20 protein-coding genes and 3 tRNA genes are annotated in these 23,626 nt (G+C 60.9%); 15 read left to right on the forward strand and 8 right to left on the reverse strand.

Annotated elements, in window-relative coordinates; translation table 11 throughout:
- Positions 1-70 precede the first annotated feature (70 nt).
- Positions 71-1,303: a serine/threonine transporter SstT gene (gene sstT / locus H7A76_RS13425; protein ID WP_185698939.1), complete on the reverse strand. Its 1,233-nt coding sequence runs from the start codon at positions 1,301-1,303 to the stop codon at positions 71-73.
- Between the two features lie 347 nt (positions 1,304-1,650).
- Between sstT and H7A76_RS13430 the strand changes: the two genes are divergently transcribed.
- The gene (locus tag H7A76_RS13430; protein ID WP_185698940.1) at positions 1,651-2,811 is read left to right on the forward strand and encodes an MFS transporter; all 1,161 of its coding nucleotides are present in this window, start codon (positions 1,651-1,653) and stop codon (positions 2,809-2,811) included.
- Positions 2,812-2,814: 3 nt separating this feature from the next.
- Here the strand turns inward: H7A76_RS13430 and nhaR are convergent, their stop codons facing one another.
- Positions 2,815-3,720, reverse strand: a complete 906-nt coding sequence (gene nhaR, locus H7A76_RS13435; RefSeq protein ID WP_185698941.1) for a transcriptional activator NhaR — start codon at positions 3,718-3,720, stop codon at positions 2,815-2,817.
- A 133-nt stretch (positions 3,721-3,853) separates the two neighbouring features.
- Here nhaR and H7A76_RS13440 point away from each other — a divergent pair, with 133 nt between their 5' ends.
- Positions 3,854-4,102 (forward strand): hypothetical protein, encoded by a 249-nt coding sequence (locus tag H7A76_RS13440; RefSeq protein ID WP_185698942.1) that lies wholly within the window; start codon positions 3,854-3,856, stop codon positions 4,100-4,102.
- A gap of 30 nt (positions 4,103-4,132) precedes the next feature.
- Positions 4,133-4,888, forward strand: a complete 756-nt coding sequence (locus tag H7A76_RS13445; protein WP_022639738.1) for a TerC family protein — start codon at positions 4,133-4,135, stop codon at positions 4,886-4,888.
- Positions 4,889-4,967: 79 nt separating this feature from the next.
- On the opposite strand, the gene H7A76_RS13450 is transcribed toward H7A76_RS13445, so the two are convergent.
- The gene (locus tag H7A76_RS13450) at positions 4,968-5,132 is read right to left on the reverse strand and encodes a hypothetical protein (protein ID WP_185698943.1); all 165 of its coding nucleotides are present in this window, start codon (positions 5,130-5,132) and stop codon (positions 4,968-4,970) included.
- A gap of 225 nt (positions 5,133-5,357) precedes the next feature.
- Here H7A76_RS13450 and H7A76_RS13455 point away from each other — a divergent pair, with 225 nt between their 5' ends.
- A complete protein-coding gene (locus H7A76_RS13455; protein WP_260497969.1) occupies positions 5,358-6,032 on the forward strand; it encodes a peptidase C39 family protein in 675 nt (224 codons plus the stop codon).
- A gap of 58 nt (positions 6,033-6,090) precedes the next feature.
- Here the strand turns inward: H7A76_RS13455 and pbpG are convergent, their stop codons facing one another.
- The gene (gene pbpG, locus H7A76_RS13460; RefSeq protein WP_185698945.1) at positions 6,091-7,029 is read right to left on the reverse strand and encodes a D-alanyl-D-alanine endopeptidase; all 939 of its coding nucleotides are present in this window, start codon (positions 7,027-7,029) and stop codon (positions 6,091-6,093) included.
- 291 nt (positions 7,030-7,320) lie between these two features.
- Positions 7,321-8,175 (reverse strand): bifunctional methylenetetrahydrofolate dehydrogenase/methenyltetrahydrofolate cyclohydrolase FolD, encoded by an 855-nt coding sequence (folD, locus tag H7A76_RS13465; RefSeq protein WP_185698946.1) that lies wholly within the window; start codon positions 8,173-8,175, stop codon positions 7,321-7,323.
- A 279-nt stretch (positions 8,176-8,454) separates the two neighbouring features.
- Between folD and H7A76_RS13470 the strand changes: the two genes are divergently transcribed.
- The 9 genes from H7A76_RS13470 (at position 8,455) to H7A76_RS13510 (ending at position 17,698) form a co-directional block, all read left to right on the forward strand.
- Positions 8,455-8,531, forward strand: a tRNA-Arg gene (locus H7A76_RS13470).
- Between the two features lie 32 nt (positions 8,532-8,563).
- A tRNA-His gene (locus H7A76_RS13475) sits at positions 8,564-8,639 on the forward strand.
- A 56-nt stretch (positions 8,640-8,695) separates the two neighbouring features.
- A tRNA-Leu gene (locus tag H7A76_RS13480) sits at positions 8,696-8,780 on the forward strand.
- Positions 8,781-9,185: 405 nt separating this feature from the next.
- Positions 9,186-10,496 carry a trigger factor gene (gene tig / locus H7A76_RS13485; RefSeq protein ID WP_185698947.1) on the forward strand — a complete coding sequence of 437 codons (1,311 nt, stop codon included), beginning with the start codon at positions 9,186-9,188 and terminating at the stop codon, positions 10,494-10,496.
- Positions 10,497-10,589: 93 nt separating this feature from the next.
- Positions 10,590-11,231: an ATP-dependent Clp endopeptidase proteolytic subunit ClpP gene (clpP, locus tag H7A76_RS13490; RefSeq protein WP_016965272.1), complete on the forward strand. Its 642-nt coding sequence runs from the start codon at positions 10,590-10,592 to the stop codon at positions 11,229-11,231.
- A 106-nt stretch (positions 11,232-11,337) separates the two neighbouring features.
- On the forward strand, positions 11,338-12,621 hold the full coding sequence (gene clpX, locus H7A76_RS13495) for an ATP-dependent Clp protease ATP-binding subunit ClpX (RefSeq protein ID WP_185698948.1): 1,284 nt from the start codon (positions 11,338-11,340) through the stop codon (positions 12,619-12,621).
- A 163-nt stretch (positions 12,622-12,784) separates the two neighbouring features.
- Positions 12,785-15,181, forward strand: coding sequence for an endopeptidase La (gene lon / locus H7A76_RS13500; RefSeq protein ID WP_185698949.1), 2,397 nt, complete (start codon positions 12,785-12,787; stop codon positions 15,179-15,181).
- Positions 15,182-15,329: 148 nt separating this feature from the next.
- Positions 15,330-15,602, forward strand: a complete 273-nt coding sequence (locus H7A76_RS13505; RefSeq protein ID WP_022639715.1) for an HU family DNA-binding protein — start codon at positions 15,330-15,332, stop codon at positions 15,600-15,602.
- A gap of 224 nt (positions 15,603-15,826) precedes the next feature.
- Complete coding sequence (locus H7A76_RS13510) at positions 15,827-17,698, forward strand: SurA N-terminal domain-containing protein (protein ID WP_185698950.1); 1,872 nt, start codon at positions 15,827-15,829, stop codon at positions 17,696-17,698.
- An 81-nt stretch (positions 17,699-17,779) separates the two neighbouring features.
- On the opposite strand, the gene H7A76_RS13515 is transcribed toward H7A76_RS13510, so the two are convergent.
- Positions 17,780-18,985, reverse strand: coding sequence for an MFS transporter (locus H7A76_RS13515; RefSeq protein WP_185698951.1), 1,206 nt, complete (start codon positions 18,983-18,985; stop codon positions 17,780-17,782).
- Between the two features lie 113 nt (positions 18,986-19,098).
- Here H7A76_RS13515 and H7A76_RS13520 point away from each other — a divergent pair, with 113 nt between their 5' ends.
- Positions 19,099-19,998, forward strand: coding sequence for a LysR family transcriptional regulator (locus H7A76_RS13520; protein ID WP_185698952.1), 900 nt, complete (start codon positions 19,099-19,101; stop codon positions 19,996-19,998).
- Between the two features lie 92 nt (positions 19,999-20,090).
- Positions 20,091-20,963 (forward strand): DUF2242 domain-containing protein, encoded by an 873-nt coding sequence (locus H7A76_RS13525; protein WP_185698953.1) that lies wholly within the window; start codon positions 20,091-20,093, stop codon positions 20,961-20,963.
- Positions 20,964-21,338: 375 nt separating this feature from the next.
- Here the strand turns inward: H7A76_RS13525 and H7A76_RS13530 are convergent, their stop codons facing one another.
- Together H7A76_RS13530 and H7A76_RS13535 are read right to left on the reverse strand one after the other, a co-directional pair.
- Positions 21,339-22,379, reverse strand: coding sequence for an AraC family transcriptional regulator (locus H7A76_RS13530; protein ID WP_185698954.1), 1,041 nt, complete (start codon positions 22,377-22,379; stop codon positions 21,339-21,341).
- 4 nt (positions 22,380-22,383) lie between these two features.
- Positions 22,384-23,502, reverse strand: a complete 1,119-nt coding sequence (locus H7A76_RS13535; RefSeq protein ID WP_185698955.1) for a carbon-nitrogen hydrolase family protein — start codon at positions 23,500-23,502, stop codon at positions 22,384-22,386.
- Positions 23,503-23,626: the final 124 nt, after the last annotated feature.

Below are 23,626 nucleotides of genomic sequence, written 5' to 3' on the forward strand. Positions count from 1 at the left end.
CCCGACTGGGTTGCAGGCATGAAAAAGCCCGGCCAGGTTAACCCTGGCCGGGCTTTTCAATGGGGCGCAATCAGGCGGCTGCCTGGCCCTTGTCTTCCTGGGCCATGCAGGCTGCTGCGGTGAAGAGCACGTCGGTGGAGGAGTTCAGCGCGGTTTCCGCCGAGTCCTGCAGGACGCCGATGATGAAGCCCACGGCCACCACTTGCATGGCGATTTCGCTGGGGATGCCGAACAGGCTGCAGGCCAGCGGGATCAGCAGCAGCGAGCCGCCGGCGACGCCGGACGCACCGCAGGCGCAGATGGCCGCGACCACGCTCAGCAGCACGGCGGTGGGCAGGTCCACGGCGATGCCCAGGGTGTGCACGGCGGCCAGGGTGAGCACGGTGATGGTGATCGCCGCACCGGCCATGTTGATGGTGGCACCCAGGGGGATGGACACCGAATAGGTGTCTTCATGCAGGCCCAGGCGCTTGCTCAGCTCCAAGTTGACCGGGATGTTGGCTGCCGAGCTGCGGGTGAAGAAGGCGGTGATACCGCTTTCGCGCAGGCAGGTCAGCACCAGCGGGAAGGGGTTGCGGCGGATCTTCCAGTAGACGATCAGCGGGTTCATCACCAGGGCCACGAACAGCATGCAGCCGATCAGCACCGCCAGCAGGTGCAGGTAGCCGAGCAGGGCATCGAAGCCGGAAGTGGCCAGGGTCGAGGCCACCAGGCCGAAGATCCCCAGGGGCGCGAAGCGGATCACCACCCGCACGATCAGGGTCACGCCGCTGGACAGGTCCTCGAGCACGTTGCGGGTGGCTTCCCCGGCATGGCGGATGGCCACGCCCATGCCGATGGCCCAGGCCAGGATGCCGATGAAATTGGCGTTCATCAGCGCGCTGACCGGGTTGTCCACCACGCTCAGCAGCAGGCTTTGCAGGACTTCGCTGATACCGCCGGGAGCGCTGACGGCCACGTCGTGGGTGGCCAGCACCAGGGACGACGGGAACAGGCTGCTGGCGATCACGGCCACCACTGCGGCGGCGAAGGTGCCCAGCAGGTAGAGCACCAGGATCGGCCGGATGTGGGTTTCCTGGCCGTGCTTGTGGTTGGCGATCGACGCCATGACCAGCACGAACACCAGGATCGGCGCCACGGCCTTGAGCGCCGAGACGAACACCTTGCCGATGAAGGCGGTGGCCTTGGCCGCCTCGGGCGCCAGCAGTGCCAGGGCGATGCCGGCAATCAGGCCGATGACGATCTGGGTCACCAGGCTCAGGCGTTTGAGGGATTGCAGGAAAGAGGGAGGTGAAGCGCTCATGAAGGTATCTCTGTTTTTTTAATGTGCAGTGCGTATTGGCGGTCCCGCAGGGCGCGGCCTCGGGATTGAACCGCGACACCAGGCTGCGGTCGGAAAAGCAACGGACGCTCGGGCCGGTCACGTGACAGGCGCTTGCCCGGTGTCCGTTTGGGGCAGGGAGCGGACTTTAGCACAGCAGGCCCGGCTTCCCGCGCCGATGTGACGATCTGCCACTTGTCGGCAGCCGGGATAGGCGCCTGAGGTTGCCTTGACCCGGACCCGCTCTGTTAGTATTCGCCATCCCTTTTTTCCTACCGCTCAGCGCGCCCTTCGGGCCTCGCTGTCATGCGTCGTCGCTGGAGTTTTGCATGCTGTTTCCCATCCTGCTGTTATCGGCCGCGGGCTTCACCATCCTGACCACGGAGTTCGTGATCGTGGGCCTGTTGCCGGCGATCGCCCGCGACTTGCAGGTCAGCGTGTCCCAGGCCGGCTTGCTGGTGACCCTGTTCGCGTTCACCGTCGCCGCGTTCGGCCCGTTCCTGACCGCCTATTTCGCGCGTTTCCCGCGCAAGCAGCTGTTCATTGTCGTGCTGGTGCTGTTCGGCCTCTCCAATACCGTGGCGGCCCTGGCGCCGAACATCTGGGTGATGGCCTTCGCCCGGCTGGTGCCGGCCCTCGGGTTGCCGGTGTTCTGGGCCCTGGCCAGTGAAACCGCGGTGGATATCGTCGGACCGGACGATGCCGGGCGTGCCATCTCCAAGATCGGTTTCGGCATCGTCTGCGCCACGGTATTCGGGATTCCGGTGGGCACCCTGATCGCCGACGTCTTCGGTTGGCGCAGCGCGTTCGCCATCCTCGCCCTGGTGGCCTTTGCCAAGGCACTGCTCTTGTACCTCTACTTGCCCAAGACCGCGGTGCATGACGAACAGGCCAGCCTGGGCTCGCAGTTTCGCATCCTGCGCAATCCGCTGATGCTCGGGCATGTGCTGCTGTCGATCCTGGTATTCAGTGGCATGTTCACCGCCTATACCTACCTGGCGGACATCCTCGAGCGCCTGGCCGGCTTCAACGGCACCCTGGTGGGCTGGTGCCTGATGGGCTTCGGCGCGGTGGGGCTGATCGGCAACTCCCTGGGAGGCCGGGTGGTGGACCGCCATCCGCTGATCGCCTCGATGGTGTTCTGTGCCTTGATGATGGGCGGCATGGTGGCCCTGGTGCCGAGCATTCACTCGACCCTGGGGCTGGCGGCGGCCATGGGGGTCTGGGGCATGACCCAGGCGGCGATGTTCCTGGTCAGCCATGTGCGGATGATGAAGGCCGCCCCGCAGGCGCCGGCGTTCGCCGCCTCGCTGAACATCGCCGGGGCCAACATCGGCGTGGGCCTGGGGGCGATGGTCGGCGGCCGGGTGATCGATACCTTCGGCCTGGGCCACCTGGGGTTCACGGCGGCCGGTTTCATCCTGCTGTCCATCGTCCTGGCGATGCTGCTGATGAAGGCGGAGGCCGCTCCCCAGGCCTGCGCGTCCTGAGGTTCAGTGGCCGAGGGGCGTGAACAATTCGCGTCGCGCCCCTTCGGTGATGGCCACGATGCCGGGATGCTTGACCTTGCGCTCCACGGAAATGGCATAGAACGACTCGGCCACGGCGTCGGTCTGGCCAAGCAGCTGCACCCCATATTGCTGGCGCACCTCATCGGCGATCACGCTGGGGGCGATGAAGATACCGCTCCCGGACTGACCGAAGGCCTGCATCAGGGCGCTGTCGTCGAACTCCCCGATGATCCGCGGCTGCAGTTGCTGCTCGGCGAACCAGCGTAGCAAGCGGCTGCGGACCACGGTTTCCTGCCCGGGAATCAGCAGTGGCGCCCCGTGCAGGCCATGGGGAAAGTCGGCGCCATGCAGGCGCGCCAGCTGCTCGGTAGCGAAGAAACTGATCCCGCATTCCCCCAGCTTCTGGCTGTAGCCCTTGATATCCAGGTGGCTTGGCATGGGGCTATCGGAAATCACCAGGTCCAGGCGCTGGATGGCCAGGTCGGCGAGCAGGCGTTCCAGCTTGTCTTCACGGCAGGTGAGGCGGATCGGTTCGCTCAGCTCCATGGTCGGGGCGATCAGCCGGTAGACGATGGACTTGGGCACCACATCCGCCACTCCCACGCGGAACTGGATCTGCTGTTCATCGGGGCGGGCCCGGAGCATGGCCTCCAGTTCGCCGCCGAGCTGGAACATCTGCTCGGCATAGGGCAGCGTCTGGCGCCCGGCTTCGGTCAGCTCCAGTTGGCGCCCGACCCGGCGAAACAGTTCCACGCCATAGGTCTGCTCCAGCAGGGTGATCTGCCCGCTGATGGTCTGGGGCGTCAGGTTGAGCTGCTCGCAGGCGCGGACGATGCTGCCGGTCTTGGCCACGACCCAGAAGTAGTGCAATTGGCGGTAGTTGAGCATGGCTGGCCTGTATTCGAAAAAATCGAAGTATAACTGCTAAAAATACGAATTTTCCTGAAGTATCGCGCTCCTTAGAATGCCACGCCATCGACGGGCCATCCCTTGGTCCTGTCCGTTCTATCGAGGAAAGAGCATGTCATTGAAGAACCTGGGCGCGGTCACGCTGCTGGCCCTCTCTATGCTGACCCTGGCGGGCTGTGATCAGGCGGAAAAGAGTGCCCAGCACGTGCTGGATAAAACGGCGCAAGTGGCCAAGCAAGCCATCGACGACACTCACAAGGCGGCGGAGCAGGCCCTGAGCGATGCCACCCGCGGTGTCGTCGGCAAGGACAAAGACCAGGATGAGGACGCCAAGCAGGCCGAAGCGTCCCAGGAAATCTGACCTTTCATTCAACCGAGCCAGGATTGAACCATGGATTACCTTTTACAGCTTGCCGCCAGCCCCACCGCCTGGGTCGCCCTGGCGACCCTGGTGGTGATGGAGATCGTGCTTGGCATCGATAACCTGATCTTCATTTCCATCCTCACCAACAAGTTGCCGGAACAGCACCGGGCCAAGGCGCGGCGGCTGGGTATCGGCATGGCCCTGTTCATGCGCCTGGCCTTGCTCAGCACGGTGGCGTTCATCGTCCAGCTCACCGAGCCGGTGATCGAGGTGATGGGGCAGAGCTTCTCCTGGAAGGACATGATCCTGATCGCCGGCGGCCTGTTCCTGGTATGGAAAGCCACGACGGAAATCCATCACAGCATGGATTCCAAGCCTGAAGAGGCCAAGCCCGAGACGCCCAGCGTGGCCATCGGCTTCGCCGCGGCGATCGGCCAGATCCTGCTGCTGGACATGGTGTTCTCCATCGACAGCATCATTACCGCCGTGGGCATGACCGAGCACCTGCCGATCATGATCATCGCCGTAGTGGTCTCGGTGCTGGTGATGCTGCTGGCCGCCGAGCCGCTGGCCAAGTTCATCAATGACAACCCGACCGTGGTAATGCTGGCGCTGGGCTTCTTGATCATGATCGGCATGACCCTGATCGCCGAAGGTTTCGGTGCCCACGTGCCCAAGGGCTATGTCTATGCGGCGATGGCGTTCTCGGCTGCCATCGAGTGCCTGAACATGCTGGCCCGCCGGGCCCGGCAGAAACGCCAGGAGAGCCAGGCCCAGGCCTGACCTGGACGGCAGGCATGCCCCGCGGCCGCCTTGACTCCCTGGAGTCGGGCGGCCGCTTGGTTTCTGGACTTGGGGTCAGTCAATGGACAGTGGCGGGGCGGCGATCGGCCTTTTGCACGGGGGCGGCGGCGGGTTGCCGTGAATGGTGATGGCGCCGGGTGATGCGCAACACGCCCCAGAGCATGGCGCCGGCTACGGCCAGCCAGCCCAGGACCAGCATCAGGATCGTTGTCGTCAGGCTCATAAGTGCCTCCTTTCGTGCCCTTGTGGGGCACACACTCTTACTAATCGACAGTCTAGTAGGCTCTGTGTTTCAAGCTATTGACCAATAGTCGAGCGTCTTCGAACACTTCGCTCTATGGTTTTAAATTAACTGCCCCCCGGCGCTATACCCCTGCTCGCGAGAGCCCTATGATCAGGGCCCCAGCCGGGAGCGGGTCGCCCGGCAGCAGATATATAGAGAGCGATGATGGTGCGGGTATTTCCTCGATTTCGAGCGGCGCTGCTGGCCAGCGCCTGTGTCTTGGGCCTGGTCGGTTGTGCCGGCAGTGTGCCGCCGCAGCTCAAGCGCTTGCCTGAGCGGGTGGAACTGAGCAGCGTGCCGTTCTTCCGTGGCGAGATGTACCAGAGCGGACCAGGGGCGTTGGCCAGCATGCTGTCGCAGCAGGGCATCGTGATCACCCCAGGGTTGCTGGACAAGCCCCTGCATTTGCCGGGAGCCGAGGCCCAGTTGCAGCAGAACATGCAGAACCTGGCCCGGGAATACGGCATGGTGGTCTATCCCCTGGACGATAACCTGGCGGCCTTGCTGACCCAGGTGGCCGCCGGTTATCCGGTACTGGTGCGCTTCACCGAAGGCAAGGCATTCTGGAGCGAACCGCGCTATGCGGTGCTGGCGGGTTACAACCAGGATAAGCAGACGGTGCTGCTGCGGGGGGCCAAGTTGCGTCGGCAGTTGATGGAATTCGGCGAGTTCGAGTCGGCCTGGAAGGATGCCGGTAGCTTCGCGGTGCTGATCCAGGCTCCCGAGCAACTGCCGGCGGGTGTCGATCGCCAGCGTTGGCTGAAGGCGGTCAATGAGCTGGCCCAGGCTGGCCAGGAGCAGGCAGCTGCCAGGGCCGGCAAGGCCCTCGACAAACGTTGAACCTGTAATAACGACAACGGCGCCCGAAGGCGCCGTTGTTGCAAGAGAGGGCTGCGGATCAGTGGGAGGCCTGGGTGGCTCCCACCTGCCGGCTCTTGAGGTTCTTCTCGGCCTTGTAGCGCAGGGCCACATCCGGCACCGAGCCGCTCTTGCCGGTCTCTACCCAGTTGCGGATCCGGCTGGCATCGGCGAAGTGGGTGTACTTGCCGAAGGCATCGAGAATCACCAGGGCCACCGGACGATTGCCCATGCTGGTCACCAGCACCAGGCAATGACCGGCCTCGTTGGTGAAGCCGGTCTTGGTGATCTTGATGTCCCATTTTTCCTTGTTCACCAAATGGTCGGTATTGCGAAAGCCCAGGGTGTAGTTGGGCTTGCGGAATGCCACGGTCTTTTCCTTGGTGGTGCTCAGTTCGCTGAGCATCGGATATTTGCGTGCGGCCAGCAGCAGCTTGCTCAGGTCGCGGGCGGTGGACACGTTATGGATCGACAGGCCGGTGGGCTCCACGTAGCGGGTGTGGGTCATGCCCAGGGACTTGGCCTTGGCGTTCATCGCGGCGATGAAGGCGGCGTAGCCACCCGGGTAGTGGTGGGCCAGGCTGGCGGCGGCGCGGTTTTCCGAGGACATCAGGGTGATCAGGAGCATTTCATGGCGGCTGAGCTCGCTATTGAGCTTGACTCGGGAGAACACGCCTTTCATTTCCGGGGTGTCGCTGATATTGACGGAAATGTATTCGTTCATGGGCTGCTTGGCGTCCAGCACCACCATGGCGGTCATGAGCTTGGTGACCGAGGCGATGGGCACCACGACGTCCGGGTTGCTGGAATAGATGACTTTGTTGGTCTGCAGGTCGAGCAGCAGGGCGCTGCCGGAGGCGATGTGCAATTGTGAAGTGTCTCTTGGCGCCGCGGTGGTTTCGGCGGCGTCGACGCTCTGCGCGACCAGGGTACCGGACACAGCAAACAACAAGCTGAGGATGGAGAGACGAATTTTCACGCTGGTGGACTCGATAGGATGGATATGCCGTCTTGCAACGGGCTTTCTTGGAAAAACGTTACATTCTATGAGTATGGCTGAAGAACTGTCGATTGCTCTTCAGCAGTCAGGTGAAAGCCCTTCAAAACCAAGAAAAAAACCGATTTTTTCCTGAACGGTAGTGCATGGTCGGTCTGGTTCGCATGGCAGGCGCCGGGCCAGAAGTCGCCAGCGATAAGGGGAGGTAAATACTGGGGTGTTACAGAATAAAGAAAGCCCGCCGATGGCGGGCTTTTGTGTGCGCAAGGGCGCTCAGCTGTGCAGCGTTTCGGCGGCGTACAGGGTATTTTCCAGCAGGCAGGCGCGGGTCATGGGGCCTACGCCACCTGGCACCGGCGTAATCCAGCCGGCACGGGGCAGGGCGGTGTCATACACCACGTCGCCCACCAGCTTGCCGTCTTCCTGGCGGTTGATGCCGACGTCGATGACGATCGCGCCTTCCTTGATCCATTCGCCCTTGACCAGGCCCGGCTTGCCGGCGGCCACGACTACCAGGTCGGCACGGCTGACATGGCCGGCCAGGTCCTTGGTGAAGCGATGGGTCACGGTCACGGTGCAGCCGGCCAGCAGCAACTCCATGGCCATGGGGCGGCCGACGATGTTGGATGCGCCTACGACGACCGCATCCATGCCGTACAGGTCGGCACCGGTGCTCTCCAGCAGGGTCATGATGCCCTTGGGGGTGCAGGGGCGCAGCAGCGGGATACGCTGGGCCAGGCGACCGACGTTATAAGGATGGAAGCCATCCACGTCCTTGTCCGGGCGGATGCGCTCCAGCAACAGAGAAGAGTCCAGATGCTCCGGCAGAGGCAGTTGCAGCAGGACGCCATCGATATTCGGGTCATCGTTGAGGCGGTCGATCAGGCCGGCCAGGGCCTCTTGGGTGGTATCGGCCGGTAGATCGTAGGCTTGGGAAAGGAAGCCTACCTCTTCGCAGTCTTTACGCTTGTGCGAGACATAGACCTGGGAGGCCGGGTCGCTGCCGACCAGAATCACCGCAAGACCAGGAGTACGCAGGCCTTGCTGGCGACGCTCGGCGACACGCTTGGCGATCTGCTGGCGCAGGCTAGCGGCGATCGCTTTGCCGTCGATTAGTTGTGCAGTCATGACGCGTGATTAACCATCGAGAGGGAGAGAAAATGGGAACACATTCTCGCATGTCGGAACGAGAGGGCAAAGGCGCTTGGTCCGTGAATTGCCCTAACTCCTTTAATTAAATGAATTTTTTTTAAAAAAGAGTTGACGACCTAACGGCTCGTCTATAACATTCGTCGCACTTGTCGGGCACAGCCTAGCACTGGTTAAGAAGGTCGGGCAGAGTTGAAGTTAAACTCGTAACGACTGAAGCAATTAGTTTGTAGTCATCTAAGAGTACAGATTAATAAGGCGCCCGTAGCTCAGCTGGATAGAGCATCCGCCTTCTAAGCGGATGGTCGCAGGTTCGAGTCCTGCCGGGTGCGCCATTAGGCAGCTTTGGCACAAGTAACGCAATATGGTGGGCGTAGCTCAGTTGGTAGAGCACAGGATTGTGACTCCTGTTGTCGTGGGTTCGATCCCCATCGTCCACCCCATATTCGAAAAGGCGCCAGATTAATAGTCTGGCGCCTTTGCTTTAAAAGTCTGTTACGCGGACGTGGTGGAATTGGTAGACACACTGGATTTAGGTTCCAGCGCCGCAAGGTGTAAGAGTTCGAGTCTCTTCGTCCGCACCAATAAAGTAGCTAGTTAATAGCAGATGACGGCGCAGTACCTGAAAAGGTCTGCGCCGTTTTCGTTTCCGGTCTTGGTGCGTCCCGTGCGCGCGGCACGCCAGGTGGTGAAATGCCCGTGCTGTATTCGTCAGCTTTCTCGGCGAATGGCTGCTGTTGGCTGGTACGTTCGAGGGGCTCGTTCAGGTTCCTTCTATATATAGAGGGGCTGATGCTGAGGCCCTGGTTCGGTTCGTAGTATTTGCTCTCATGGCGGGGCTGGAACCTTTGTCCCCGTCTTCACATTGCTGGCCGCTTTTTACCCGTTTTCAGTAGGGTGACTTCTTGAGTTCGACCCACTAGAATGCATGCCCTTGATTCTGGGGTCGGAAAACGGCCGGCTAATCGTCTGTGCAACGAGGAATATCCATGCAAGTTTCTGTTGAAAATACTTCTGCTCTTGAGCGCCGCATGAGCATCACCGTGCCGGCTGAGCGCATCGAGAGCCAGGTCAACAAGCGTCTGCAGCAGACTGCCCAAAAGGCCAAAATCCCAGGCTTCCGTCCTGGCAAGGTTCCAATGAGCGTGATTCGCCAGCGTTATGAGGCTGATGCACGTCAAGAAGCAGTAGGTGATGTGATCCAGGCTTCCTTTTATGAGGCCGTTGTCGAGCAGAAGCTGAACCCGGCTGGCGCTCCTTCGGTCGAGCCTAAGGTGCTGGAAAAAGGCAAGGACCTGGAATACGTCGCCACTTTCGAAGTTTTCCCTGAGTTCACCGTTGCCGGTTTCGAAGGTATCTCTGTCGAGCGCCTGAGCGCCGAAGTGGCTGATGCCGATCTGGACAAGATGCTAGAAATCCTGCGCAAGCAAAACGTTCGTTTCGAAGTGGCCGACCGCGCTGCCCAGAACGATGACCAGCTGAACATCGATTTTGTTGGCAAGATCGACGGCGAAGCTTTCGCTGGCGGTTCGGCCAAGGGCACCCAGCTGGTATTGGGTTCCGGCCGCATGATCCCGGGCTTCGAAGATGGCCTGGTTGGCGCCAAGGCTGGTGAAGAGCGCGTTCTGAATCTGACCTTCCCCGAGAACTACCAGAACCTGGACCTGGCCAATAAGGCTGCCGAGTTCACCGTTACCGTCAACAGCGTTTCCGAACCCAAGCTGCCTGAACTGACTGAAGAGTTCTTCGCGCAATTCGGTATCAAGGAAGCTGGCCTGGATGGTTTCCGTGCCGAAGTTCGCAAGAACATGGAGCGTGAACTGCGTCAGGCCATCAAGTCAAAGGTGAAGAACCAGGTCATGGATGGTCTGCTGGCCGCCAACCCGATCGAAGTACCGAAGGCTCTGCTGGATAACGAAGTCAACCGTCTGCGCGTTCAGGCTGTTCAGCAGTTCGGTGGCAATATCAAGCCTGATCAACTGCCAGCCGAGCTGTTCGAAGAACAAGCCAAGCGCCGCGTAGTACTGGGTCTGATCGTTGCTGAAGTGGTCAAGCAATTCGACCTCAAGCCTGACGAAGCACGCGTTCGTGAACTGATCCAGGAAATGGCTTCTGCCTACCAGGAACCAGAGCAAGTCGTGTCCTGGTACTACAAGAACGAGCAGCAACTGAACGAAGTTCGTTCGGTTGTGCTGGAAGAACAAGTTGTGGATACTGTTCTGCAGAAAGCTAGCGTGACCGACAAATCGGTCTCTTACGAAGAAGCGGTCAAGCCGGTAGAAGCACCTCAAGCCGACTAATCTTCTTTATCGTTCGAAGCACACACCATAAGCCAGCCTTCGTGCTGGCTTATGCGTATTCAAGACATGACTATTTGGGAGTAACTGCAGGACATGTCCCGCAATTCTTATTATCAGCAGAGCTCTGACATTCAGGCCGCAGGTGGTCTGGTCCCGATGGTTATCGAGCAGTCCGCCCGTGGCGAGCGCGCCTACGACATCTACTCGCGCCTCCTCAAGGAGCGGGTGATCTTCCTGATCGGCCCGGTAGAAGACTACATGGCCAACCTGGTTGCGGCGCAGCTGCTTTTCCTTGAAGCCGAAAACCCGGACAAGGACATCCATCTGTACATCAACTCGCCAGGTGGTTCGGTGACCGCCGGCATGTCGATCTACGACACCATGCAGTTCATCAAGCCTGACGTTTCCACTATTTGCATCGGCCAGGCATGCAGCATGGGTGCATTCCTGCTTGCAGGTGGTGCGGCTGGCAAGCGCCACTGCCTGCCGAACTCGCGCATGATGATCCACCAGCCGCTCGGCGGTTTCCAAGGCCAGGCGTCGGATATCGACATCCATGCCAAGGAAATCCTGCACATCCGTTCGCGACTGAACTCGCTGCTGGCCCATCACACTGGCCAGAGCCTGGAAACGATTGAGCGTGATACCGAGCGCGATAACTTCATGAGCGCCGAGCGCGCTGCGGAGTACGGCCTGATCGACTCCGTGATCAACAAGCGTCAAATGCCCGCCTAAGCAACTTGAATGGAGGCGACTGGTTTGACCGGTCGCCTGCGGACTTGAAAAAGCCCGCAATTGCCTTCATCTTGTGTTGCAAGCCTATCGGATTTGGATCGATCGAATGACTGACACCCGCAACGGCGAGGACAACGGCAAACTGCTTTATTGCTCCTTCTGTGGCAAAAGCCAGCATGAAGTGCGCAAATTGATTGCCGGCCCCTCGGTCTTTATCTGCGACGAGTGCGTCGACCTGTGCAATGACATCATCCGTGAGGAGGTGCAGGAAGCACAGGCTGAGAGCAGCGCGCACAAATTGCCTTCGCCTAAAGAAATCAGCGGCATCCTTGATCAGTATGTGATTGGTCAGGAGCGTGCGAAGAAGGTTCTGGCGGTAGCGGTGTACAACCACTACAAGCGTCTGAACCAGCGTGACAAGAAAAGTGACGATGTCGAACTCGGCAAGAGCAACATTTTGCTGATCGGCCCTACAGGTTCGGGTAAAACACTGTTGGCCGAAACCTTGGCGCGCCTGTTGAACGTGCCTTTCACCATTGCCGACGCGACCACCCTGACCGAAGCCGGTTACGTGGGTGAGGACGTCGAGAACATCATTCAGAAGCTGCTGCAGAAGTGCGACTACGATGTGGAAAAAGCCCAGATGGGCATTGTCTACATCGATGAAATCGACAAGATTTCCCGCAAGTCCGACAACCCTTCGATTACCCGGGACGTTTCCGGCGAAGGCGTGCAGCAGGCATTGTTGAAGCTGATCGAAGGCACGGTCGCCTCGGTTCCACCTCAAGGTGGCCGCAAGCATCCCCAGCAGGAGTTCCTGCAGGTCGACACCCGCAACATCCTGTTCATCTGTGGCGGTGCGTTCTCCGGCCTGGAGAAGGTCATCCAGAATCGCTCCACTCGCGGTGGCATCGGCTTCAATGCCGAAGTCCGCAGCAAGGAAGAGGGCAAGAAGGTTGGCGAGTCCCTGCGTGAAGTCGAGCCTGACGATCTGGTCAAGTTTGGCCTGATTCCAGAGTTCGTCGGTCGTCTGCCGGTTCTGGCAACCCTGGACGAGCTGGATGAGGCTGCGCTGATCCAGATCCTCACCGAACCGAAGAACGCCTTGACCAAGCAGTACGGCAAGCTGTTCGAGATGGAAGGTGTCGACCTGGAGTTCCGCACGGACGCACTGAAGGCCGTCGCCAAGCGGGCGTTGGAGCGCAAGACTGGCGCCCGTGGGCTGCGCTCGATTCTCGAAGGCGTGCTGCTCGACACTATGTACGAGATCCCCTCGCAGTCCGAGGTGAGTAAAGTAGTGATCGACGAAAGCGTTATTGAAGGCAAGTCCCAGCCACTGTTCATTTATGAAAACAGTGAGCCGACTGCCAAGGCGGCTCCCGACGCGTAAGCTTCGGGCTGTTCGAGTGAAAGAAGGGGCCTTCGGGCCCCTTTGTTTTTAGCGTCTTTGAAACGCTGTCTTTGAGCTTGTTTTTTTTTCAGGCAGCCCCCATCTTGGTTTCACGTTTACTTCCACCTGTTTACGGCCGTATGGCCGCCGTAGAGGCGAAATCATGAAGACAACCATCGAATTGCCTCTCCTGCCATTGCGTGATGTCGTAGTTTATCCGCACATGGTTATCCCGCTGTTCGTGGGGCGCGAGAAGTCGATCGAAGCCCTTGAGGCAGCGATGACGGGCGACAAGCAGATTCTGCTGCTGGCACAGAGAAACCCTGCTGATGACGATCCCGGTGAGGATGCACTCTATCGCGTAGGTACCATTGCGACTGTGTTGCAGTTGCTCAAGCTGCCCGATGGCACTGTCAAGGTGCTTGTCGAGGGCGAGCAGCGCGGCGCTGTCGAGCGCTTCAGCGAAGTGGACGGCCACTGCCGTGCCGAAGTCGCCCTGATTGATGAGGTCGAAGCTCCCGACCGCGAGTCGGAAGTTTTCGTTCGCAGCTTGCTGTCTCAGTTCGAGCAATATGTACAGCTGGGCAAGAAGGTCCCTGCCGAAGTTCTTTCTTCCCTCAATAGTATCGATGAGCCCAGTCGCCTGGTGGATACCATGGCGGCGCACATGGCGCTGAAGATCGAGCAGAAGCAGGAAATCCTCGAGATCATCGACCTGTCCGCACGGGTCGAGCATGTCCTGGCCCTGCTGGATGCCGAGATCGATCTGCTGCAAGTGGAAAAACGCATCCGTGGTCGCGTCAAGAAGCAGATGGAGCGCAGCCAGCGCGAGTACTACCTGAATGAGCAGATGAAGGCCATTCAGAAAGAGCTGGGCGATGGTGACGAAGGTCACAACGAAATCGAAGAACTGAAGAAGCGCATCGATGCCGCCGGGCTGCCGAAGGACGCCATGGCCAAGGCCCAGGCCGAGCTGAACAAGCTCAAGCAGATGTCGCCGATGTCCGCCGAGGCCACCGTGGTTCGCTCCTACATCGACTGGCTGGTGCAGGTGCCTTGGAAGGCCCAGAGCAAGGTACGCCTGGACCTGGCGCGCGCCGAGGACATCCTCGATGCCGACCACTACGGCCTGGAAGAGGTCAAGGAACGGATCCTCGAATACCTCGCCGTGCAGAAGCGCGTGAAGAAGATTCGCGGCCCGGTTCTGTGCCTGGTGGGCCCGCCCGGGGTCGGCAAGACCTCCCTGGCGGAATCGATCGCCAATGCCACCAACCGCAAGTTCGTGCGCATGGCCCTGGGTGGTGTGCGTGACGAAGCGGAAATTCGTGGGCACCGGCGGACCTACATCGGTTCGATGCCGGGAAGATTGATTCAAAAGATGACCAAGGTTGGCGTGCGCAACCCGCTGTTCCTGCTCGATGAAATCGACAAGATGGGCAGCGACATGCGCGGCGATCCAGCCTCGGCCCTGCTTGAGGTGCTGGACCCCGAGCAGAACCACAACTTCAACGATCACTATCTGGAGGTCGACTACGACCTGTCCGATGTGATGTTCCTCTGCACCTCCAACTCGATGAACATTCCGCCAGCCCTGCTGGACCGGATGGAAGTGATCCGCCTGCCCGGGTACACCGAGGACGAGAAGATCAACATCGCGGTCAAGTACCTTGCGCCCAAGCAGGTCCAGGCCAATGGCCTGAAGAAGGGCGAGCTGGAATTCGACCCGGCGGCGATCCGCGACATCATCCGCTACTACACTCGCGAGGCAGGTGTGCGCGGCCTGGAGCGCCAGATCGCCAAGGTCTGCCGCAAGGCGGTGAAGGAGCATGCGTTGGAAAAACGCTTCTCGGTGAAGGTCACTTCCGACCTGCTGGAGCATTTCCTGGGCGTGCGCAAATTCCGCTACGGCCTGGCCGAGCAGCAGGACCAGATCGGCCAGGTGACCGGCCTGGCGTGGACCCAGGTGGGGGGTGAGCTGTTGACCATCGAGGCGGCCGTGGTGCCGGGCAAGGGGCAACTGATCAAGACCGGTTCCCTGGGCGATGTCATGGTCGAGTCGATCACCGCCGCGCAGACCGTAGTTCGCAGCCGCGCCAAGAGCCTGGGCATTCCCCTGGATTTCCATGAGAAGCGCGATACCCATATCCACATGCCCGAAGGCGCGACTCCGAAAGACGGCCCGAGCGCGGGCATAGGCATGTGCACGGCATTGGTTTCGGCCCTGACCGGTATTCCGGTACGAGCGGATGTAGCGATGACCGGCGAGATCACTCTGCGTGGTCAGGTATTGGCTATCGGTGGTTTGAAAGAGAAACTACTGGCGGCTCATCGGGGCGGAATCAAGACCGTGATCATTCCTGAAGAGAACGTTCGCGATTTGAAAGAAATTCCAGACAATATCAAGCAGGATCTGCAGATCAAACCAGTTAAATGGATTGACGAAGTCCTGCAAATTGCGCTGCAATACGCGCCGGAGCCCTTGCCGGATGTGGCTCCCGAGATAGTTGCAAAGGACGAAAAACGCGAGTCTGACTCTAAGGAAAGAATTAGCACGCATTAGTACGCATTAGCCTGGGGGGCTTCCTTGACAGCTTTTTAGAGCCCTTGTTATAAAGCGGCTCTTAAATGCCTGTAGGCCATTCAGCACTCGTTTTTGCTTTCACCAAAAAACTTAGAATCATACTCATAGATATATAAGGGGACTTAGAGTGAACAAGTCGGAACTGATTGATGCTATCGCTGCATCTGCTGATCTCCCGAAAGCTGCTGCTGGCCGTGCGCTGGATGCAGTGATCGAATCCGTTACTGGCGCTCTGAAGGCCGGTGACTCTGTTGTGCTGGTTGGTTTCGGTACTTTCTCGGTAACTGATCGTCCAGCTCGTGTTGGTCGTAACCCACAGACCGGCAAGACTCTGGAAATCGCTGCTGCTAAAAAGCCAGGTTTCAAAGCCGGTAAAGCTCTGAAAGAAGCGGTCAACTAAGTTTCTTCAGGGCCTTTGCCCATCCGGGTCGGGGTCATGCCTGATCTGGCAGCGGGGCGCCAGTCGACCGGTGCTACCGGTTCACGCCGAGAGTCGCAGGTTCAGCTCTTGTCCGCTCCGCCAGTTACGAGAAGGCGCATCCTCGGATGCGCCTTTCTTCTATCCGGACTCTACCCACGCTCCACGGTTGCTTGAACAGAAGTACAGCCGTTTCTGGGGGACGCATGCTGCAGAATATCAGGGACAATTCACAAGGCTGGATTGCCAAAACCATCATCGGGGTCATCGTCGCATTGATGGCGTTGACCGGTTTCGATGCCATTTTCAACGCGACTAGCCATAAACAGGATGCGGCCAAGGTCAACGGCGAGGAGATCACTCAGAACGAGTTGAGCCAGGCCGTCGACATGCAACGCCGCCAGCTGATGCAGCAATTGGGCAAGGACTTCGATGCCTCCCTGCTCGACGAGAAGATGCTGCGTGAAGCGGCCCTGAAAGGGTTGATCGACCGCAAGTTGCTGCTGCAAGGTGCCCAGGACTCCAAGTTCGCTTTCTCCGAAGGTGCCCTGGACCAGGTGATCCTGCAAACACCGGAATTCCAGGTTGAAGGCAAGTTCAGCCCCGAGCGTTTCGATCAGGTCATTCGCCAGCTGGGTTATAGCCGCATGCAGTTCCGGCAGATGCTCAGCCAGGAAATGCTCATCGGCCAGATCCGTGCCGGCCTGGCTGGCAGCGGTTTCGTCACCGACGCCCAGGTGCTGGCATTCGCCCGGCTGGAGAAACAGACCCGCGACTTCGCTTCCCTGACCGTCAAGGCCGATCCGGCAGCCATCAAGCTGACCGATGACGAGGTCAAGGCCTATTACGACCAGCACGCCAAGGAGTTCATGACGCCTGACCAAGTGGTGATCGATTACATCGAGCTGAAGAAAGCCGCGTTCTTCGACCAAGTCAGTGTCAAGGACGAAGACCTGCAGGCGCTTTATCAGAAAGAGATCGGCAACCTGGCCGAGCAGCGCCGTGCCGCGCATATCCTGATCGAGGTCAACGACAAGGTCGACGAAGCCCAGGCCAAGGCCAAGATCGAAGACATCCAGGCTCGCCTGGCCAAGGGCGAGAAGTTCGAGGCGCTGGCCAAGGAGTTCTCTCAGGATCCGGGTTCGGCCAATAACGGTGGTGACCTGGGTTACGCAGGTCCCGGCGTCTACGATCCAGCCTTCGAGAAAGCGCTGTACGCGTTGAACAAGGACCAGGTCTCCGCCCCGGTACGCACCGATTTCGGTTTCCACCTGATCAAGCTGCTCGGTGTCGAGGCGCCTGAGGTGCCGAGCTTCGCCAGCCTCAAGGACAAGCTGACCCGCGAGCTGAAGGCGCAACAGGTCGAACAGCGTTTCGTCGATGCCACCAAGCAGCTGGAAGACTCGTCGTTCGAAGCCTCCGACCTGGCCCAGCCGGCCCAGGACCTGAAACTCACCGTGCATACCTCCGCGCCGTTCGGCCGTGAGGGTGGCGACGGTATCGCGGCCAACCGCGCCGTCATCCAGGCGGCTTTCAGTACCGAAGTCCTCGACGAGGGGGCCAACAGCGGCGCCATCGAACTGGATCCGGAAACCGTCGTGGTACTGCGTGCCAAGGAGCACCGCAAGCCCGAGCAACTGCCCCTGGAGAGCGTAGCCAGTTCCATTCGCACGCAATTGGCCAAGGAGCACGCCAGCGCTGCGGCCAAGACCAAGGCTGAAGAGCTGATCGCCAGTCTGCGCGATGGCAAGGTTGCGCTGAACAAGCCCGTGGACGGCCAGGACTGGAAAGTCGCTAAAGCCGTTACCCGCGGCCAGGACGGTATCGATCCGACCGTACTGCAGGCTCTGTTCCGCATGAGCAAGCCTGAGTCCAAGGACAAGCCGAGCTTCACCAGCGTGACCCTGCCTAACGGCAACCTGCTGGTGCTGCAGCTCAACGCGGTCAACGAAGCCACGGCGCCGACCGAGGAAGAGAAGGCCCAGTACCGTCGCTTCCTGGCTTCGCGCCAAGGGCAGCAAGACTTCGCGGCCTACCGCAAGCAACTGGAAAGCCAAGCGGATATCAAGCGCTACTGATGCCTGTTCCCCTGTGTTGAAAAGACCCCGGCCTCAAAGCCGGGGTCTTTTTTTGCGTGGATGATCCCCATCCATGAGCGGTTAGCGATAAGCCGCAAACCCTTGTCGCTTGGCACCCACCGCTACCAGCAGGGCCGTCAGCAGCAGGCCGCCGATCACCCAGGGGAAGCTGGTCACCCCCGGCCCCTGGAGCAGCACTGCGCCGCCCAGGCCGCCCCCGGCGATTGCCAGGTTCCACAAGGTCACCAGCATCGACTGCGCGGCGTCGGCATGTTCACCAGCAGATTTGGCCAGCGCGGTTTGCAATAGGGTGGGAATACCTCCGAACGAAAGCCCCCAGATCACTGTCGCGACATAGATCGTCGTCGGTCCCTGGGGAAGCAGCCCCAGCAGCAGGGTCGAGGCGATGAACAGTAGGCAACTGACCAGTACCAGTGCCCTTAGCCAGCGATCGATCAGCAACCCGATCGCCCAGATACTCAACAGGGCGGCCAGGCCGAACACCAGCAGCACACGCTCGATCTGTCCGCCAAGGCCGGCTGGTCCAAGGAAGGGCGCAATGTAGGTGTAGAGAATGTTGTGGCCCAATACATAGGTAAAGGTCACGAACAACACCGGCCTGACGCCCGGCAATGCCAGTACCCGGCGCAGGGGAAGGCGTTTCTGGGGGCGTAGCCCCGGGAAGTCCGGTACCTGCCGGAGTACCCAGACGACCAGCCCGAGGGTCAGTAACGTCATGATGGCGAAACTCATGCGCCAGCCCACCATGTTGCCGAGCAAGGTTCCCGCCGGAATACCGATGGACAACGCGACAGGGGCACCGAGCATGGCCATGGCGATCGCTCGTCCCTGCAGGTGAGGCGCCACCATGCGACTGGCGTAGCCGGCGAGCAGGGCCCAGAGCAAACCGGCGAAGACTCCAGCACAGAAGCGAGCGGCCAGGGTCAGGCTGTAGTCGCTGGAAAGGGCGGTAATGCTGTTGACGATGGCGAACCCGCCAACGGCGATCAGCAACAGGGGGCGCCGTCGCCAACTTTGAGTCAGGGTCACCAGCGGAATGGCCGCCAGCAACGAGCCCAGGGCATACAAGGTGACCAATTGCCCGATCAGAGGCGGCGAGACCTCAAGGCCCTGGCTCATTTGTGGCAGTAATCCGGCCGGCATGGCTTCGGTCAACAGGGTGATGAAACCTGCGCTCGCCAGGGCCAGAAGGCCGCCGACGGGAAGGCGTTCAGAAGTTTCAGTAACAGGGGGCAGCAGCTCGCAGGCATCCACTGGGCGATTCATGGAAGGCTCCATGGTTGAAAGGGAGATACAGGGTAGGGCGCTGTCCATGGGGGAAAAATAGGCTAAGGTTCCGAACTTATCGGACATCCAGGTCCTTAATTCCGGAGTTGGCAATGGATTGGTTAGGCAGTATCCCGGTGTTCATGCAGGTGGCGGAGACTCGCAGCTTCACCGAGGCCGGGCGCCTTCTGGGGGTGTCGTCCTCGGCTGTGGGCAAAAGCATCGCGCGCTTGGAGGAGCGATTGGAAACCCGCCTCTTTCATCGCACCACCCGCAGTATCAGCCTTACCGCCGAAGGGGCGGGGTTGCTGGAGCGGTGCCGCCGGATTGCCGCCGAGGTCGAGCTGGCCCAATTCCAGTTATGCGATTCGGCCAGTGCCCCCGTGGGCAAACTGCGGATCAGCGCGCCCCAGGCCCACAGTCTGTTGATGCCGGTACTGGCGGAGTTCATGTTGCGCTATCCGCAGATCGAGCTGGATGTCGATCTTTCCGACCGCATGGTGGACGTCGTGGAAGAGGGCTTCGATCTGGTGGTACGCACCGGCAACCCCAAGGATTCACGCTTGCTGGCCCGGCAGGTGGGGCGTTTTCGCATGGTGCTGGTGGGCAGCCCGGGCTACTTCCAGGCCCGCGGACTGCCCCAGTCACCCCAGGAGTTGCATGGGCACGCCTGCCTGCGGCACATCTTCCATCACACCGGCAAGCTTGAGGCCTGGCCATTCAAGCCTCGGCTCCACCAGCCTGAACCGCTGCTGCCGACTCGCTTGACCAGTAGCTCTATCGAAGCACTGGAGCAAGCGGCCCGCAGCGGCCTGGGCATCGCCTGCTTGCCGGACTTCATGGTGCGTTCCGCCATTGAGCGCCAAGAGCTGCAGGTGGTACTCGACGAGTACCTGGAGTTCAAGGGCACCTTCTGGTTGCTGTGGCCGTCGAGCCGGCACGCCGCTGCCAAGCTGCGAGTGCTGATCGAACATTTGAGCGAACGACTTTTTCCGGTAAACAGTGGTCAGTAACCTTGCGTGAGATCAACGCCATCAATTAGCCGAGCTGCGCGACGCTGATCTGTAGCACAATACGCGCCGAAGCGTTTTCCTCAGGATTCTCGATGTTTAGATCATTTCCCCTGCGCTCGGCAACCGCGGTATTGCTGTTGTCCGCGGTCGCCGGTTGTTCATCGCACAAGACGGCCATCTACGAGCATGAAAGCTTCGACGATTCGGGTACGTTCTCGCGCAACTATCCGGTCAGCGAGACGGCATCTTGCGAGGCTGCGCGACGCGCACTGCTGAGCCAGGGCTACATCATCACCAGCAATGATCCGAAGCTGGTCAGTGGCCACAAGAGCTTCCAGCAGACCGGCGAGACCCACCTGGAAATCAGCTTCAACATCGTCTGTGCCAAGGATGGGACCGGTGGTCGTCGCTCGACGGTGTTCGCCAACGCCCTGCAGGACCGCTATGCCCTGAAGAAACTGAACAACTCGGCGAGCCTCGGGGTCGGGGTCCTGGGCTCGGTATCGATGCCCATCGGCTCCACTGACGATTCGATGGTCAAGGTGGCCAGCGAGACGGTGTCATCCGCCAAGTTCTATGAGCGCTACTTTGCCCTGTTGGAATTGTTCCTGCCCGAGGAAACCAAGGCAGCCACCCATGTCGAGGACAAGCCCAAGGCCGATCTCGGGGTTCCCGAGAACAAGCCGGACAGCCAGGCCCAGCTTCCGGCCAAGGCAGAGCCCCAGCCTGCATCATTGGCTCCGCCGGTCGTGCCCTCAGCGGTCCCAAGTACCCCGGTCGCCGAGCCTGAGCCGAGCCTGTCGCAGCCGGTGGTGCCGCCGGTGCAGGGGGCTCCGATAGTGCCGGCTCCAGCAAGCGAGCCAGCGCCGGCAAGCGATGTGCTCGTTCCAGAGCCCGTCATTACTCCTCCTCCCGCCAGCACGCTGCCACCGCCTTCCGAGCCGATCCAGGCGTTGCCGCGCTGAGGTGCCATGGCGATGGCGGTTCCGCCATCGCGGCACCCGGTCGCCAGGGCCTGGCTTGTCCAACAGTTGCTGCTTCCCTTGTCGACAGGGTCGCTGTTCGCCGTTCGGGCAGGGCGATAGCGGTTGCCTGTTTAAATTGTTTATGGGCCGTTACGTTTCAATGACAGAAATCCTGACTTGGGGGGTAGTATTTTTCCTGTCATCCCGGCAACTTATGCTGATCCTGGCGATAAACGAGCGCAGGTCCATTCAATCAACGGAAAAGGAGTCTCCATGGACGATTACCAAGAAGAGCTGCTGGAGTATCAAGCTTTCGAGCTGGATCCTCTGGAACCCGCAGACGATGCCACCGAGCTGTAAAGCCGGTGGTTTTTTTTAGCCGAACTGCCGGTGGCTGCGGCGAAACTCCCCCGGAGTCTGGCCGTTCCAGCGCTTGAAGGCCCGCTGAAAGGCCTCGGCTGAGGCGAACCCCAACAGATAGGCAATCTCGCCGAACGCCAGTTCGGTGTCGCGGATGTAAGTCATGGCCAGGTCGCGCCGGGTGTCGTTGAGAATCGCCCGGAACTGCGTACCTTCCTCGGCCAGCTTGCGGCGCAAGGTCCAGGTCGGCAGCTTCAGGCGCGCCGCCACTTCCTCCAGGTCCGGTTCCCGGCCACCGTTGAGCAACGGTCCGAGCAATTGAATGATGCGTTCGCGCAGGCTGCGGGTGCGGGTCAGTTGCTCCAGTTCCCTTTCGCACAACAGCAACAGGTGGCGCCAGGTGCTCGGGCAATGCTCGGGGTTGCGCAAGGCCAGGCTGGCCTGGTCCAGGCGCAGTTGGTTGCGCTCGGCGCCGAAGTGCACCGTGGTAGGGCCGAGCAGGGCATAGGCCTCGTGGTAGTCGGGCTGTTCGAATTCGATGTCGATCCGTTGCGCGTGCAGCGTTTTCCCGGCCAGGTTGGACAACTGCTGCAACCAGCCGGAGATGATCGAGTCCACCACGAAACGGTTGTAGGCGTTGTACGGGCTGATGGAATAGAAGCGCAGCCAGGCGCCGTCGGTATCCTCGCAAAAGCTCGACTGGCCGCGATAGTTGGAGCCGTACAGGGCTTCGAAGCGCGTCAGGCAGCGTGCCGCTTCACGCACGGTGGGCGCCTGGGCGGCGGTGACACCGGCCAGGCCGGCCTGGCTCAGGCGGCTGAGGCGACCCATGCGCAATCCCAGGGCCGGATCCCCGGTGAGCTGGATCGCCCCGTGGCCCAGGCGCATGTAGCGTGGAATCGACAGGCGCGCCCCGGCTTCGGCCAGCCGCGCGCTGTCCAGTCCATACTGCTCCAACAGGGGAGCAGGGTCCTGGCCATGGCTGCGGACCGCATCCGCCAGACTATGGACGAAGCCCACCGACAGGTCGCCCAGGCGCATCGGTGCGCTTTTCAAGGCTCTACAGCCAGAGGTTCAGCAGGCGGGCGCCACGGCTGCCATCGTCGGCGAAGGTCTGGCCTGCGCTGCTCAGGAAGCTCTGGCCGCTGGTGCCCAGGTCCCAGAACTGGCCACGCAGGAAGACGCTGGCGCCACCGCTGGCCAGGCTCTGGGAGGCGCGGCTGGTGAGGGTCAGGCGCTGCCACGCCGTGCCCTCGCTGGTATTCGGCGCGAGGGCTGCAAGTGCGGCACTGTGGTCGCCGCGCCAGGGTTGCTCCCAGCGGCCCTTGCCCATGATGAAGGCCGGCACCGCCACCAACTGTGCCTGCTGTGCGTCGAGCTTGCGGTAGTTCTCCGGATACCAGCTATCGCTGCCGATCAGGACCCCGAGACGCCCGGCCGGAGTGTCGAAGACCTGCGGCGCCGCGCCGACATCGCCATGGATATAGCCGCTCTCGGAGAGGCTGGGGTAGATCTGGCGCTGCGGCTGGCCAATGGGCTGGCCATCGCTGCCGAACACCAGGGCGCTGTTGTACAGGGCGCCAGTACCCACCAGCAGGCTGCCCTGGTTGACGCTGGGTTCGGGGAGCACGATGGAGCCGGCCACCAGGGTCACCTGGAATTCCCGGGCCAGGCCGCCGAAGAGCTCCTGATAGTCCCTGGCCATCTGCTGGGCTTTCATCCGCAGGTGGGCGTCGTCCAGCCGGCTGGCGCCCTTGGCGGCGGCCAAGGCCTTGACGAACAGCAGCGGGTTGCTCACCGCCAGCCAGTTCATGGCCTCCTTCAGGGTGGTGGCCTGGTACAGCTCGTTCTTCTCGCCACTGACCATCAGCCAGGTACCGATATGTTCGGGCAGCACGACGATGGTCTTGGCATTCACCAGGCCGCGCTCACGAGCCTGTTGCAGGTAGGCCGCAAGCTTGCGGTGCAGGCGTGCGCTGCTTTGGTAGTCAGTGGGAAACAGCTCCGGCTGGATCGCCAGCAGGTTGCCGTGGTCGGCGCGCGCGCCATGGTCCACCGCCAGCGTGATGCGCAGGTCCGACAGGTAGTGCGCCCCCGGGCGATCGCGGGTCCAGGCTCCATAGCTGCCGATGGCGGCGACCAGGGCCAGGGCGAGGGTGATGTACAGAAGTTTGCGCATGGGAAAACAGTCGACAACCGTGTGCAGGATTCGCCGCCTAGGGTAGGGCGACAGCCGACGCTTGCCAAGGGTCGCTGTGCGTTTGGATCAATAACTTGTCAGTTACGGTCATTGAGCCTACAGC

Source organism: Pseudomonas sp. MSSRFD41 (assembly GCF_014230245.1).
Classification (GTDB): domain Bacteria; phylum Pseudomonadota; class Gammaproteobacteria; order Pseudomonadales; family Pseudomonadaceae; genus Aquipseudomonas; species Aquipseudomonas piscis.